Raw genomic sequence first — 14,978 nt, 5'->3', positions numbered from 1 at the left:
TGCCGTTCGTTTATGTGGCGCCTTTTTTGCGGAATGAAGAAGCGTCTATGCCGAGTCGGTTCAATCGGGCGTAGAGACTACGACGCGGTAGCTGTAGCAATTCGGCAGCTTCTCCGACGTCGCCATTCAGGCGTGCAAGTGTGTCTTGCAGAACCTTGGCTTCAAACTGATCCATCTGCTCTGTGAGCGGCAGAGAGCTGGATTCACTGGCTGGATCGTAGCTTAATCCGAGCACCACTTGCTTGGCGAAATTTCGCAACTCGCGTACATTTCCCAACCACTCATCTGCATTAAGCCGGGCCTCTATCGTTGCATTGATGTCCGGACGCGGTTGGCCGAACTGGTTTGCAGCCTCATCGAGAAAATAAGCGAATAAAAGCCCGATATCTTTGCGGCGCTCACGTAAAGGCGGGATGCGAAGCCGCACGGTTTCAAGCCTGTAGAAAAGATCGGATCTGAAGCGTCCAGCATTGACCGAGCCTTCGAGATCTCCTTTGGCAGCAGCGATAACGCGCAGATTGACAGCGCGAGGCTCCCCCGTCATCGACGGCAATTCGCGTTCTTCGACGACACGCAAGAGTTTGCCTTGTAAGCTTGCTGACATGCTGTCGATTTCATCTAAGAAAAGGGTGCCGCGGTCCGCATCGGCTATGCGTCCGCGTTGAATTCTATTGCCGAAAAGCACGTCATCGGCAATCGCGTCGGGGAGTGCTGCACAGTCGATTGCGACAAAGCCGCGAGCGTGGCGTGTGCTCCAGCGATGAAGCAGTCGGGCAACTAGTTCCTTTCCGGTGCCAGTCTCGCCTTCGATCAGCACATCTACATCGACACTTGCAAGCTGGCGGATAGTCTCTCGCAATCGCACCATGACGGGTGTTTCACCCAGCAACGGGAAATCTTGCTCAGCTTCCGCAGCGGCTTTGCGAAGTCTGCGGTTTTCGAGAACCAGACGGCGCATTTCCAATGCCCGACGAACGCTTGAAACCATGTGATCGGCAGAGAAAGGCTTCGCAATAAAGTCGAAGGCACCTTTTTTGAGTGCTGCCACTGCCATGCTGATGTCGCCATGTCCGGTCATGAGGATGACTGGCAACTCGGGGTCGCGTGTCAGCAGCGCTTCCATCACGGCATGACCATCAATGCGTGGCATCCGGATATCTGTGACGACGATCCCGGGAAAGTCGGCACTCAGATTGGCAAGTGCCGATTGTCCATCACCATAGGTCTCTATATCCAGACCAGCGATCTCGAAAGAATCCGCAAGCGCTGTGCGAAATGCCACGTCATCATCGATCAACATGACGCGGAGTGGTTCAGTGCCTGTCATGCTTGTTTTGCTCGCTTTACCGTGGCTGAGAAGGCAGCGCCGCCCAATGGCGAAGGCACGATACGCAACGTGCCTTCGAGTTCTGTCATGATGTCGCGTGCAATACCCAGCCCGAGGCCCAAACCTTCCGGCTTTCCGGTTACAAAGGGGCTAAACACTTCATCGCCCAATGCCTGATCTATGCCGGGTCCATTATCCGCGACAATCAGGGACACAAGTTGTTCCTCTTCTGAGATGAACAAAGCGATGCGCGGTTCAGATTTTTCAGCAACTGCATCAAGCGCATTTTGCAGCAGATTGACCAACACTTGTTCCAGCCGGACGCGATTTGCGAGAACCTGAAAATTGGAACGATTGGGCATTTCAAGTGTCACACCAGTATTGCGAAAGCGGTCGCCCATCAAAAGAAGCGTGCCTTCGATCAGCTCATCAAGACGGACCGGGGCCAAATCGCGGTGTCCACGTCGGGCAAAGCGCCGCATTTCCTGCGTGATGGAACCAATACGGGAGGTAAGTTCGATGGAAGTGGCCAGATTGGCTGCGACTTTGTCCAGCTTGCCCTTCGCCAGGTGATGTTGTGCATTTTCTGTAAGTGTCTGAATGGTGGCGACGGGTTGGTTGATCTCATGGACAAGACCTGCGGTGATAGACCCCAGTGATGCGAGCCTGTTTGCCTGCCCCAGCTCTTCACGTGCTTCCCGAAAGCGTTTGTCGGCGCGTTCGCGCTCTGCCATTTCAGCGCTGAGTTCGGCGGTGCGTTCTGCAACTGCAGATTCAAGAGCAGCGCGGTCTGCAGCCAGACGTGCCGCGCGCGTTATTCGCCAATAAACCGCACCGGCAATCACGATGAGGACCAGCAATGCCGACACAGTTATAAGTCGTGCCAGATCATGTGCTGCTCGCATTGATGGGGCTACGGGTTCAACATGGAGAAGTCTTAATTCTGTTCCGGCAATCGGCTCGCTCACAGTGAGAAACTTTGCACCGGATGGTCCGCGCATCATGCTTTCAGGCTCGAAAGCATAGTGACTGGGTTGCAAGTCTGCGACGTTGAACTGTCCGCTCTGGCCTATCTTTGTGCGTTCCGCTTCGGAGATTGGTAGAAACGAGCGAAGGTCTTCTGCCTTATCCGTGGATGCCAATATGATGCCACGAGGATCAACGACGAAAGTTTGGCCGGGATCGTTCGACCACGTTTGGACAAGCCGGTGAAACTCAAATTTGACGACTACAACACCAACCGGATTGGCTTCATCGCCAATGCGCCTTGCGAGGAATAGGCCAAAGCGCCTGCTAAGATCGCCTATGGCATAATATTCAGCAGCCCCTGCAGCCATCGCGCCTTGAAAATAAGGACGGTAGCCGTAATTGCGCCCAACGAAACTTTCAGGCGTATTGGCATTGGAAGAAGCAATGACGGTGCCATCGCGTTTGACGACATAAATGATCGGTGAGCCGATCTCATAGGCAAGGAATTTCAACTTTTCGTTTAGTCGTTCTGTAGATTCTCGCGCTTCACCAGCGAGGACGTCGTGAAGGTCGCTATATTCTTTCAGAACAACCGGAAGCAGGCGGAACTTGGCCAGTTCGCTATCGATAAGGCGGGTTTGCTGGCGCGCTACAAGCGTTGCATCCTCGCTCAAACGATCAAGTGCACTTGTCTCCGTCCACGACCGTGCAGTCGTCCAGAGGCCTATCGCCAGCAAGAACGCGAGCGCAATCATCAGGATTCTGTTGAGCTGCCGCCGTTTTTTCATTTGTGCAGGATTATGCATTTATTTGAATAATGTCACGCAGATTTTTGCATAAATGGCATGTTCAGAATGTGTCAAAATCGAGATTCTGCGAGTTATTTCAACAAACTAAAATTTTTAATCTACTGCTCTGGCGGTCGGCAGCCAGGTCCCGCATTTTGATACCACTTCGAAAATGGGAGTTTCGTAGGGAGGAGCTAATCCGTGCAACCACAAAACCATGTCTTTGTTCTCGCCCAGTTTCTTGAAGGAGATTTGGGTGTTGCGATACAGGCTCAGGAAACTGAAAGTCGGCCTGACTAAGGGGCGCGGATCCAGAAACCAATCAATCAAGCCCATTTCCCAATAGGGGTTTTCGCCTTTTTAAGCCCGTCCTGGGCGCTGTCGCGACAATCCTCAAGGAAATCAGAAACACCCGGAAATATGTGCGGCTACTGACGCGCTCACCACGGGTGAACCTCAAAAATCGTGAGATTTGAAGGAGTGACCGCATGGTCTCAATAACGTCCGAACAGAGTGCTGCGCCGAGCACCAACAGCCGACTGAAATCCATTATTGGCGGATCGACCGGTAATCTCGTCGAATGGTTTGACTGGTACGTGTACGCAGCCTTCACGCTCTATTTCGCACCGCATTTTTTTCCGTCGGAAAGCCAGACCGCGCAACTTTTGAGCGCTGCTGCAGTTTTTGCCGTTGGTTTCATCATGCGCCCGATCGGTGCGTGGATCATGGGCATCTATGCTGATCGCAAGGGCCGTAAGGCAGGTCTGGCGCTGTCCGTGACGCTAATGTGCGCAGGTTCGCTTATTATTGCCCTGACACCCGGCTATGAAACTATTGGCCTTGTTGCCCCGGCGCTTTTGGTTCTTGCACGCCTGATGCAGGGTCTGTCTGTTGGCGGTGAATATGGTGCCAGCGCGACCTATCTCTCCGAAATGGCGGGCAAAAGCCGTCGCGGCTTTTTCTCGTCCTTCCAGTATGTGACGCTGATCTCCGGTCAGCTTTTGGCAATTCTGCTACTGATCGTGCTTCAGAGCACAATGGAAACTTCTGCTCTTGAATCCTGGGGCTGGCGTATTCCGTTCTTCATCGGTGCATTGCTTGCGGTTGTTGTCTTCTGGCTACGCCGTGGCCTTGCTGAAACCGAGAGCTTCAAGAATGCTAAAACCAAGGACGCCCCGAAGTCTGGCTTCTGGACGCTGATCAAGTATCATCCGAAGGAAACCGCACTGGTCATGCTTCTGACCGCTGGTGGTACGCTCGCCTTCTACGCATACTCAATTTATATGCAGAAGTTCCTGGTCAATACATCTGGCTTCAGCCGCGAAGTGGCGAGTCAGATCAACGCGGTCACTCTGTTCATCTTCATGTGCCTTCAGCCTGTCGCCGGTGCATTATCGGACAAGATTGGCCGCAAGCCGCTGATGATTGCCTTCGGTGCAGCAGGGGTGCTGTTTACCTATCCGATCTTTGCGACGCTTGAGCAGACGCGTGACCCATGGGTTGCCGGGATGCTCGTCATGGGTGCCTTGATCATTGTAACTGGTTATACCTCGATCAACGCTGTGGTGAAGGCAGAACTCTTCCCGGCTCATATCCGTGCGCTTGGTGTGGCGCTGCCTTACGCTCTGGCGAATACTTTGTTTGGCGGAACGGCGGAATATGTAGCGCTGAGCTTTAAGAACGGTGGCTGGGAGCGTGGCTTCTACTGGTACGTAACCGTCATGATCGGCATTTCACTGATCGTCTATCTTCGGATGCGCGATACCAGCAAAGACAGCATGATCAAGGAAGACTAATCGACACAAATACCGGGCTGTTAGCCCGGTATTTTTTATTCCGCTTCCGCTCTTTTGCTGCCAAAAGGAGGGGACTTTTCTGAAATCGTTTGGGCTGCATTCTGAATGAGCGGCCCAAAACTTTCGCTGAAGCCTTCGGCCGTCCATTCCTGAAGGCTGCCTGCTACATGGATTGCGCCGACAGGGGCGCCCCTCCAATCAAGAATCGGAGCGCCAATAGCAACTTCATGATTGAGAAGCTGCTTGCACAATAGGGAGTGTCCGCGTTCACGCGCTGCGCGAACATGCTCCATCACCCCTTCCAGATCGCGGACAGTGTGCTGTGTGAATGGTGTCATATCCGACCGGTTAACGATGTCGGCAATTGTGTTGTCAGGCAGCCGCGAGAGAATGGCCACACCACCCGCCGTGCAATAAGTGGGAACTGCATTCCCGACGATGGTCGCACTGAAAACTTCGTGTTTTGACGGCATACGCAGGGCGTAAATTACGCGAACATCGTCAAAAAGAGACAGATCAACACGCTCGCTGACCCGGCGCCGCAGTTCCAGCATGACCGGATTTGCGCGCTGCAACATGGGGTTGAGCCGCAACAAATCGTAGGTCATGTCGAGAATACGCAAGCCCGGCAGATAACCACGATCTTCAGGGTCGCGTGCCAGCATATTCAACTTCAGAAGCGAGTGAACAATGCGCTGGGCAGCGCTGCGATCAATGCCTGCTGCGGTTGCAACCTGACTGAGCGACAAGGGATGTCGCGCGCTTTGAAATGCAGACATGACTGCAACCGTTCGTGCGACCGAGCGCAGAAACAACGGATCATCCTTGAAAGCTTCCGCTTCATCCGGATCGAAAGTGGATATGCCGCGCAGGTCTCGAAATGTGTTCATGGGAAAAAGCTTTAATCCAGATTCAAGGATTGACAAGGATCAAAATTGGTCCCTATCATAAAAAATCAATATAGATGTATCGCTGACAGATACACATCACAGCCCGAGGGGGCAAATCAGAAAAATGGGAGTACGCTCGTGTCAAAACGCGTGGCTGTAGCTGGCTTTTTGCATGAAACAAACACGTTTGCTGCCGCTCCTGCAACCATGGCAGCATTCGTTCAGGGTGGCGGATATATCCCGCTTTCGCGTGGTGAAGCGATTATCGAGAATGCTCAAAACGTCAATCTCGGCATTGCTGGTGCACTGAAGTTCGCACAGGAAGCGGGTTGGGAAATCGTGCCGATCCTGTGGGCCGGCGCTATTCCCTCTGCTCCGGTCACCAAAGACGCTTACGAGGCAATCGTCTCCGAGATTGTTGAAGGGTTGAAGGATTGCGGTCCGCTCGACGGCATTTTTATCGACCTGCATGGCGCGATGGTTGCCGAACATGTGGACGATGGCGAAGGCGAACTTCTTGAGCGCGTTCGCGCGGTTCGTGCAAGTGAGCCGTTGTCGGTAGCGCTTGACCTGCATGGCAACATCACGCGTCGTATGTTCGATCATGCCGATGTGATGGTCGGTTTCCGCACTTATCCGCATGTCGATATGGCCGAGACCGGCTATCGGTCAGCTAAAGCCTTACAGGCATTAATGGGCAAGTCCGATGGCTGGCACAAGGCGATGCGGCAGGGTGATTATCTCATTCCTATCGCATGGCAATGCACGGATGAGGAACCGGCCAAAGGCCTGTATGGCATGACGGTGGATGTGCCGGAAGATGTGCTGACAGCTTCTCTTTTCATGGGCTTTCCCGCTGCCGATTTCGCGGAATGCGGTCCTTCAGTCTTTGCTTACGGGTGGGATAAGCAAGCGGTCGAGAATTGTGCAGATGATATCATGGCGGCACTTTCTGCAGCCGAGCCGTCTTTCGCAGGTGTCTCTTATCAACCAGAAGAAGGGGTTGAGAAGGCAATCGAGCTGGCACGAGATGCTTCTCGTCCTATCATCATTGCTGATACACAAGACAATCCCGGGGCAGGCGGCAGTTCGGATACGACCGGGATGCTTCGTGCGCTTATTGCCTGCGATGCAAAACGTGCGGCGATTGGCTGTATCCACGATCCTGAAGCGGCAAACATTGCACATCAGGCAGGCGAGGGTGCGGAGATTGAAATCTCCCTTGGCGGCAAGTCGGGAATTGATGACGATCAGCCATTCACGGCTACGTTCACCGTAGAAAAACTCTCCGACGGCAAGGCCCATGCGACGGGACCTTATTACGGTGGCACCTGGTTAAATATGGGGCCATCTGCCTGCCTGCGTCTTGGCGGGACACGTGTCGTTGTAACAACCAATCTCGCGCAGATGGCCGATCGCGCGCTCTATCGGATGGTTGGTATTGAACCGGAACAGCAAGCCATTCTGGTCAATAAGAGCTCAGTACATTTCCGGGCCGACTTCGCCCCTATTGCTGAAAAGCTCCTTGTTTGCACAGCCCCCGGTGCAATGCCGCTCAGCCCGGCACAATTGTCATGGAAGCACTTGCGCTCAGGTATCCGGCTTGAGCCGTTGGGAGAAGAATTCAAATAAAACAATAATAACAACCTTCAGAGGAACCAAATAGATGCAGTTTTTCAAATCAACACAGCCAGGCCCCATCCTCCGCAAACTGAAATATGGGATAGCTGTTTCCCTGATTGCGCTTGGCGCAGGCAATGCATGGGCGGAAACAACGCTCACTGCAGTCATGCATTCCGATTTGCGTATTCTCGATCCGATCATCACCACCGCACATATCACGCGTGATCATGGATATATGATCTATGACGTGCTGATTGCTGTTGATGAAAATTTCAAACCACAGCCACAGATGGCAGATTGGACCGTTTCGGATGACGGTAAGACTTACACATTCACGCTACGCGATGGTTTGAAATTCCATGATGGCGCACCGGTAACGGCTGCAGATGCGGTGGCTTCACTTGAACGCTGGGCCAAGCGCGATGCCGGTGGCCAGCTTATCATGGATATCACAGATTCTCTGAAGGCCACTGACGACAAGACCCTTGTCTGGACATTAAAAGAGCCGTTCGCTCCCTTCCTCGATACGCTTTCCAAGCAGGCAGCTTTGCCTCCGTTCATTATGCCAGCGCGGATTGCAGCAACGCCCGCTGATACCGCGATTACCGAACATATTGGCTCTGGCCCGTTCAAGTTTGTACCGGCAGAATTCCAGCCCGGCGTTGGCGTCAGCTATCTCAAGAATGAAGATTATGTACCGCGCAGCGAGCCTGCCAGCTGGATGGCAGGTGGTAAGGTTGTCAATGTCGACAAGGTGCGCTGGGTTACAATGACCGACGCCCAAACTGCTGTGAATGCGCTGACAAGCGGTGAAATCGACTATGTCGAACAGATCCCGGTCGATCTCGTGCCGCTGTTTGATGGCGATGATTCCGTTGTTCTGGAACAGCGCGATCCGCTTGGCTATCAGACAATGGGACGCCTCAATTTCAAGCATCCACCTTTCGACAATCCTGACATTCGCCGTGCCGCCTTCCTTGCCATGTCGCAGGAACCAGTGCTTGCAGCGCTGATGGCTGATCCGAATTACTACAAGGTTTGCGGTGCTATTTTCGGCTGCGGCACGCCCAATGCTACCAATGTCGGCGCGGAAAGTATCATCGCGCAGGGCAATGTTGAAGAGGCAAAGGAACTGCTCAAAAAGGCTGGTTATGATGGCAAGCCGGTTGTGTTGATGCAGCCGACCGATGTTACCAGTCTGTCGCCTCAGCCAGTCGTTGCAGCACAGCAACTCCGCGCTGCCGGATTCACGGTCGACATGCAGCCGATGGACTGGCAGACGCTTGTCGGTCGTCGTGCGTCAAAAGATGAGCCATCAAAGGGCGGCTGGAATATTTTCTTCACGAATTGGCAGATTCCAGAAATCGCGACACCGCTTAATTCAGTTATGCTGAATGGCCGCGGCGATCAGGGTTGGTTCGGCTGGCCGAAGGACGACAAGATCGAAGAGTTGAAAAAGGAATATATCGCCGCCAAGACGCCTGAAGAGCAGAAGGCCGTTGTCGAAAAGATACAGGCTCATACGTTGGAGAACGTGCTCTATATTCCGCTTGGTGAATATAACCCACCACAGGCACGCCGCTCCAATGTCGTTGATATGCTCGGCTCACCCGTTCCCGTTTTCTGGAACGTGAAAAAGACCGAAGAATAATCTGCCCGCCGCTATCGCGTTCAGTGCGGTAGCGCCCAGTTCAACGCGGAGTCGGTTTTGTACCGGTTCCGCCTCAAGCGGGACGCGCATATGGCTGTCTATCTGTTAAAACGTATCTTTGCGCTCGTGCCGGTGCTGCTGCTGGTATCGGTATTTGTGTTCCTCCTCCTCAGACTGACGCCGGGTGATCCGGCAGCAATTCTGGCAGGCGATGCCGCGACCACCGAACAGCTCGAACGCATCCGCGAGGCAATGGGCCTTAATGAGCCGATCCTCACTCAGTATTTTACCTGGATGGGCAAGATATTGCAGGGTGATCTCGGTGTTTCGCTGATTTCCGGCGTTCCAGTGCTCGATATGGTTTCACAACGTATCGGCCCGACGATTTCGATCGCTGTTCTCACCATTATCATTGCAGTTCTCGCTGCAATTCCGATGGGTGTGATCGCCGCCTGGCGTCATCGTTCATGGATCGACTATCTCGTCATGAGCTTTTCGGTTCTGGGTTTCTCCGTTCCGGTCTTTTTGGTCGGCTATGTTTTGCTGCTCATTTTTTCGGTTAATCTGGGCTGGCTTCCGGTGCAGGGTTTCAAGCCGATTTCATCGGGTTTTGGCGGCTTTATGGAGCGCGCAATATTGCCCGCGCTGACACTGGCTTCGATCTACATCGCACTCATTGCTCGCATGACTCGCGCAGCAATGCTGGATGTTCTGGGCGAAGACTATATTCGCACAGCACGTGCGAAAGGTGTCAGTGATCGCCGTCTTCTGTTCGTCCATGCGCTGAAAAATGCTGCTGTGCCGGTCGTAACTATTGTCGGCACCGGCTTCGCATTGCTGATTTCTGGCGTGGTCGTGACGGAGAGCATCTTCAATATTCCCGGAATTGGCCGCCTGACGGTCGATGCTGTGCTGGCGCGCGATTATCCGGTCATCCAGGCCATGATCCTTCTGACGAGTGCACTCTATGTTTTCGTCAACCTTCTGATTGACCTTTCCTACACACTGTTCGACCCAAGGATACGCTATTGATGCGCTCAGAACCGACATCGGCAGGCATGCACTGGATGCTCCGTCTGTTCTCGCTGCCGCGCGTTACACGTGTTGGTATCGGGCCAATGATTGCCGCTTTTCTTCTCGCCGCAATCCTCCTCCTAACCCTTGTTTCCCCCTGGATCGCTCCCCACGATCCGCTGGCAATGAATCCACTGATGCGGCTGAAGCCGCCTTCCGATGAATACCTGCTCGGAACAGATAATTATGGCCGCGATCTCTTCTCGCGCATGATCCTTGGGGGGCGCATCTCGCTGCTGATCGGATTGTTTGCTGCGGCTGCTTCAATTGGCGTCGGTGTGTTTATCGGGTTGATTGCCGGCTTTTTCCGCACGGCCGATGCAATCATCATGCGCATGATGGATGCCTTGATGGCGATGCCATCGATCCTGATCGCTATCGCGCTGGTTGCGTTGAATGGGCCTTCTATTGGCTCAGTGATTGTCGCCATCACCATCCCGGAGATCCCGCGCGTGGTGCGCCTTGTGCGTTCTGTCATCCTGACTGCGCGTGAAGAGCCTTATGTGGAAGCGGCACTGGCGCTAGGTTCAAGCACACCGAAGATCCTGTTCCGGCATCTTCTTCCTAATACGATGGCACCGCTCATCGTGCAGGGCACTTATATTGTCGCTTCTGCGATCCTCACGGAAGCGATCCTGTCGTTCCTGGGTGCTGGCATCAGCACGGAAATTCCAACCTGGGGGAACATCATGGCTGAAGGCCGTCAGTTCTTCCGCATCAAGCCATCGATCGTGCTCTGGCCGGGCCTGTTGCTGACGCTTTGCGTTCTGTCGATCAATCTGCTGGGCGACGCTGCACGCGACACACTCGACCCACGTCTGAAAAAGCGGGAGGGCTGATATGGAACTGCGTAATCGTGATTTTACACATGAGTCCGTCGTTCTGGAAGTGGAAAACCTTGTGGTGGCGCTTCCCGGTGGTACACCCGTGCTTCGCAGCGTGAGCTTTGATATTCGCAAAGGCGAGACGGTCTGTCTCGTAGGCGAATCCGGCTCAGGAAAGTCGGTGACGTCGCTCACAGCCATGGGACTTTTGCCGAAAGATGCCCTGCTGGTCAAATCAGGTGCAATAAGGCTGGATGACACTGATTTGCTCAAGCTTTCACCCTCTGACATGAAAAAGATGCGCGCTACGCGCATCTCCATGATCTTTCAGGAGCCGATGACTGCGCTCAATCCGGTTATGCGGGTAGGTGAACAGATCACAGAGGTTCTGGACGTTCACACCAGCCTTTCGGCAGAGGCCAAGCGCGCTAAAGTTATCAACATCATGGAGCAGGTGCATCTGCCGGATGTGGAGCGCATTTATCAAAGCTACCCGCATCAGCTTTCGGGCGGTCAGCGTCAACGCATCATGATCGCCATGGCGCTCATTCTTGAGCCTGTGGTGCTGATCGCTGATGAGCCAACTACGGCACTCGATGTGACGACACAGAAGCAAATCCTGTCGCTGATTGCGGAATTGCAGGAAAAGCACGGCACTGCGGTTTTGTTTATCACGCACGATATGGGGGTGGTGGCGGAAATCGCTGACCGTGTCTGTGTTATGCGTCATGGTGAAATCCTGGAGCGCGGAACAATCCGGGACGTTCTGTCGTCACCGCAGCAGCAATATACCAAGGACCTGTTGGGCTCTGTTCCCAGCCTCGTTCCGCGTCTGGCGCGTGAGCCGCAGGGGAGTGAAGCTGTGATCCGCGTTCGCGATCTTGGCATGACCTATCGCAGTGGCGGGATTTTCAGCGCAAAGCCGGGAGTCCATGCCTCTCGCGAGGTGAACTTCGAGCTTCAGCCGGGGCGTACACTCGGTATTGTAGGGGAATCCGGTTCGGGTAAAACTACCGTTGCCCGCTCAATCATGCGGTTGATCGAGCCCACAGAAGGTGAGATCGTCGTGGACGGACGAGACATCGCACATCTCGGAAAACGCGAGATGAAGCCGTTTCGCAAGAAGCTTCAGGTCGTGTTTCAGGACCCGTTTCGGTCATTGAATCCGCGCTGGACTATTGAGCAAAGCCTGACAGAAGGGCCACTTAATTACGGCGTCCCTTATGACGAGGCAGTAGCGGAAGCGAAACGCTTGTTGAAGATCGTCTCGTTGCCCGAAGATGCCCTGAAACGCTATCCGCATCAGTTTTCAGGTGGTCAGCGCCAGCGTATTGCCATCGCGCGCGCGGTCGCGCTCAGACCCGATATTCTGGTGGCCGACGAGGCCGTCTCTGCGCTTGATGTTTCGGTTCAGGCGCAGGTTCTCAATCTGCTTGCCGAGCTGCAGCGTGATACCGGCATCGCTATCATCTTCATCACGCACGACCTGCGTGTTGCCGCACAGATTTGCGATGAAGTGCTGGTGATGAAACGCGGACAAGTGGTTGAGCAAGGCGATGCCGCCGACGTGCTTGGTAATCCATCGCATGAATATACGCGATCATTGATTGAAGCGGCTCCCGGCCGTTTCTGGGACTTTGCGGCTGGACGTCCTGCCGCCTGATCGAAGGGCCGCACGCTGCGGCCCCGGTTATCTTCAATGTTTCAAACAGGAATGAAATCATGCCCGTCATACCGTTTATTGAGGAGAAAGCCGGCGAGATGCGCGCGGTTTTCGAAGACCTTCATCGTCATCCGGAAATCGGTTTCGAGGAGCAACATGCTTCCGGTGTCGTTGCGTCATTACTGGAAAAATGGGGCTTCGATGAAGTCCATACCGGCATTGCGAAGACTGGTGTTGTCGGCATATTGAGAGGTCAAAACGCGGGTAACCGCCGTGTTGGTCTGCGGGCCGATATGGATGCGCTGCCGATTGATGAGATTTCCGGTGTTCCTTATACATCGCAAAATCCGGGCCGAATGCATGCCTGTGGCCATGATGGCCATACGACCATGTTGCTGGGCGCTGCGCAGTATCTTGCGGCGACACGCAACTTCGAAGGGACCGCGGTTTTCGTCTTCCAACCAGCTGAGGAAGGTCTGGGCGGCGCGCGCGGCATGATTGCGGAGGGCCTGTTCGAGCGCTTTCCTTGCGATGAAATCTACGGGATGCACAATCAGCCGCTGGGCACTCTAGGCAAAGCTGTCATTCGTAAGGGTGCTGCCATGGCCGGTGCCAGCTTCTTCGATATCAAGTTGACAGGTAAAGGCAGTCACGCCGCCCAGCCGCACAATGCCCGTGATGTGCTGGTGATCGGTGCCGATCTGGTCGGGCAATTGCAGACCATCGTGTCGCGCAATATTCCGGCAACCGATTCCTGTGTTGTGTCCTGCACGCAGTTTCATACTGGAAGCGCGTATAACATCGTCCCGGAAGTGGCGACGATCACCGGCACAATTCGTTATTTCGAGCAGCGTGTCTGCGATCTTGCAGAAAGCCGTCTGCGCGAAATTTGCGCAGGCGTGGCTGCAGGTTATGGTGTCACCGTCGATGTCGACCTGCGCAATGTCTTCGATGTCTTGCGCAATGATAGCGAGCTTTCTAATGCCTATATTGCGGCTGCGCGCGATGTGTTGGGTGAGGAAAATGTAACCGACGACTGCCCGGCTTTTATGGGCAGTGAGGATTTTGCCGACATGCTCGCTCGCGTACCTGGTGCATACATCAATGTGCTGCATGGCGGCAAAGCAGCCTTGCACAATCCTGCCTTTGTACTCGAACCGGAAACGCTCCCAATTGGCGCGTCTATCTATGCCCGGATCGTAGAAACTCGCCTGCCAGTAAACAAGGATCTCGCAGCATGAGCGCGCATGAATTGCCATTTGATCTCGATGATATGATCGCGCGTCTGCGCCCATGGATCGAAACGGAAAGTCCCACATTTGATGCGGATGCGGTTAATCGCATGGTCGATGCAGCCGCCTATGACTTTGCGGCTGCAGGCGCCAGCATTGAGTTTATTCCGGGACGTATGGGCTTTGGTGGCTCACTGCGTGCGCGTTTCCCGCACAAAGATCAGGGCAAGCCCGGCATTCTGGTGTCCGGCCATCTTGATACGGTTCATCCACTTGGCGTGATCGATATCAATCCGTATCGTCGCGAGGGTGGAAAGATTTACGGCCCAGGCATTCAGGATATGAAGGGTGGTAACTTCGTTGCCCTTGAAGCCATGCGACAGATTGCAAGAAGTGGGCTTGTGACCAAGCTTCCAGTTACATTTCTGCTGACACCAGATGAAGAAGTGGGAACGCCTTCGACGCGTGATCTGATCGAGCAGGAAGCACTCAAGAACAAATATGTACTGGTGCCAGAACCTGCGCGCCGTGATGGTGGTGCTGTTGTCGGACGTTATGCGATTGCGCGTTATAATCTTGAGACAGTTGGCAAACCAAGCCATGCGGGCTGGTTGCTGAAGGAAGGTCGTTCTGCAATCCGACGTATGGCTGAAAAGATTATTGAAATTGAAGCGCTCACAACCGATGACTGCACTTTCTCGGTAGGCGTTATTCAGGCCGGGCAGTGGGTCAATTGCGTTTCGTCCAGTTGTAATGCGGAAGCGCTCAGTATGGCCAAAACCCAGAAAGATCTGGAAGACGGCGTTGCACGGATTATGGCTCTTGCGGGAACCAAAGATGATGTCGAGCTGATCGTCACGCGTGGCGTAACGCGACCTGTTTGGGAGCCGGGACAACCACAGGATTTGAAGCTTTTCAACTTAGCCAACGAGATCGCAAAAGAGATCGGCTTTACCATGACGGCTCAGAGTTCGGGTGGCGGGTCGGATGGTAACTTTACCGGCGCGCTTGGTGTCCCGACGCTCGATTCCATCGGTGTGCGTGGTGAAGGACTGCATACATTGGGCGAGCATATTTTCGAGGATAGTCTGGTTGAACGTGCCCGTCTTCATGCGGGTCTGTTTCTCTCACTGGAATAACA

The 14,978-nt window shown here is 54.1% G+C and carries 11 protein-coding genes; 8 read left to right on the top strand and 3 right to left on the bottom strand.

The features are described from left to right. Positions 1-10: 10 nt before the first annotated feature. The gene (locus ACSME1_RS11505; RefSeq protein WP_105706090.1) at positions 11-1,327 is read right to left on the bottom strand and encodes a sigma-54-dependent transcriptional regulator; all 1,317 of its coding nucleotides are present in this window, start codon (positions 1,325-1,327) and stop codon (positions 11-13) included. Then, the gene (locus tag ACSME1_RS11500; RefSeq protein ID WP_235822386.1) at positions 1,324-3,051 is read right to left on the bottom strand and encodes a sensor histidine kinase; all 1,728 of its coding nucleotides are present in this window, start codon (positions 3,049-3,051) and stop codon (positions 1,324-1,326) included. Before ACSME1_RS11500 ends, ACSME1_RS11505 begins: the two co-directional genes overlap by 4 nt. A 521-nt stretch (positions 3,052-3,572) precedes the next feature. Between ACSME1_RS11500 and ACSME1_RS11495 the strand changes: the two genes are divergently transcribed. Continuing rightward, positions 3,573-4,880, top strand: a complete 1,308-nt coding sequence (locus ACSME1_RS11495) for an MFS transporter (protein ID WP_024898029.1) — start codon at positions 3,573-3,575, stop codon at positions 4,878-4,880. 35 nt (positions 4,881-4,915) lie between these two features. Here ACSME1_RS11495 and ACSME1_RS11490 read toward each other — a convergent pair whose 3' ends face one another. Then, a complete protein-coding gene (locus tag ACSME1_RS11490) occupies positions 4,916-5,770 on the bottom strand; it encodes an IclR family transcriptional regulator (protein ID WP_024898028.1) in 855 nt (284 codons plus the stop codon). A 138-nt stretch (positions 5,771-5,908) separates the two neighbouring features. Here ACSME1_RS11490 and ACSME1_RS11485 point away from each other — a divergent pair, with 138 nt between their 5' ends. From ACSME1_RS11485 to ACSME1_RS11455, 7 genes are all read left to right on the top strand, one after another. Beyond that, positions 5,909-7,402, top strand: coding sequence for a M81 family metallopeptidase (locus tag ACSME1_RS11485; RefSeq protein WP_105706092.1), 1,494 nt, complete (start codon positions 5,909-5,911; stop codon positions 7,400-7,402). Positions 7,403-7,436: 34 nt separating this feature from the next. Then, entirely contained in the window at positions 7,437-9,044 is a 1,608-nt protein-coding gene (locus ACSME1_RS11480; RefSeq protein WP_105706093.1) for an ABC transporter substrate-binding protein, read from the top strand. A gap of 90 nt (positions 9,045-9,134) precedes the next feature. Next, positions 9,135-10,076 (top strand): ABC transporter permease, encoded by a 942-nt coding sequence (locus ACSME1_RS11475; RefSeq protein ID WP_024898025.1) that lies wholly within the window; start codon positions 9,135-9,137, stop codon positions 10,074-10,076. 35 nt (positions 10,077-10,111) lie between these two features. Beyond that, on the top strand, positions 10,112-10,957 hold the full coding sequence (locus tag ACSME1_RS11470; protein ID WP_374844467.1) for an ABC transporter permease: 846 nt from the start codon (positions 10,112-10,114) through the stop codon (positions 10,955-10,957). Position 10,958: 1 nt separating this feature from the next. Next, positions 10,959-12,605, top strand: coding sequence for an ABC transporter ATP-binding protein (locus tag ACSME1_RS11465; protein WP_024898023.1), 1,647 nt, complete (start codon positions 10,959-10,961; stop codon positions 12,603-12,605). A gap of 59 nt (positions 12,606-12,664) precedes the next feature. Further along, positions 12,665-13,846 (top strand): M20 aminoacylase family protein, encoded by a 1,182-nt coding sequence (locus ACSME1_RS11460; protein ID WP_024898022.1) that lies wholly within the window; start codon positions 12,665-12,667, stop codon positions 13,844-13,846. Beyond that, positions 13,843-14,976, top strand: a complete 1,134-nt coding sequence (locus ACSME1_RS11455; RefSeq protein ID WP_024898021.1) for a M20/M25/M40 family metallo-hydrolase — start codon at positions 13,843-13,845, stop codon at positions 14,974-14,976. Before ACSME1_RS11460 ends, ACSME1_RS11455 begins: the two co-directional genes overlap by 4 nt. Positions 14,977-14,978 lie beyond the last annotated feature (2 nt).

Origin of the sequence: Brucella pituitosa (assembly GCF_965577835.1) — a bacterium.
Classification (GTDB): domain Bacteria; phylum Pseudomonadota; class Alphaproteobacteria; order Rhizobiales; family Rhizobiaceae; genus Brucella; species Brucella pituitosa.
The sequence above is the reverse complement of the archived record's forward strand: the minus strand, read 5'-3'. Positions and strand labels throughout refer to the sequence as shown.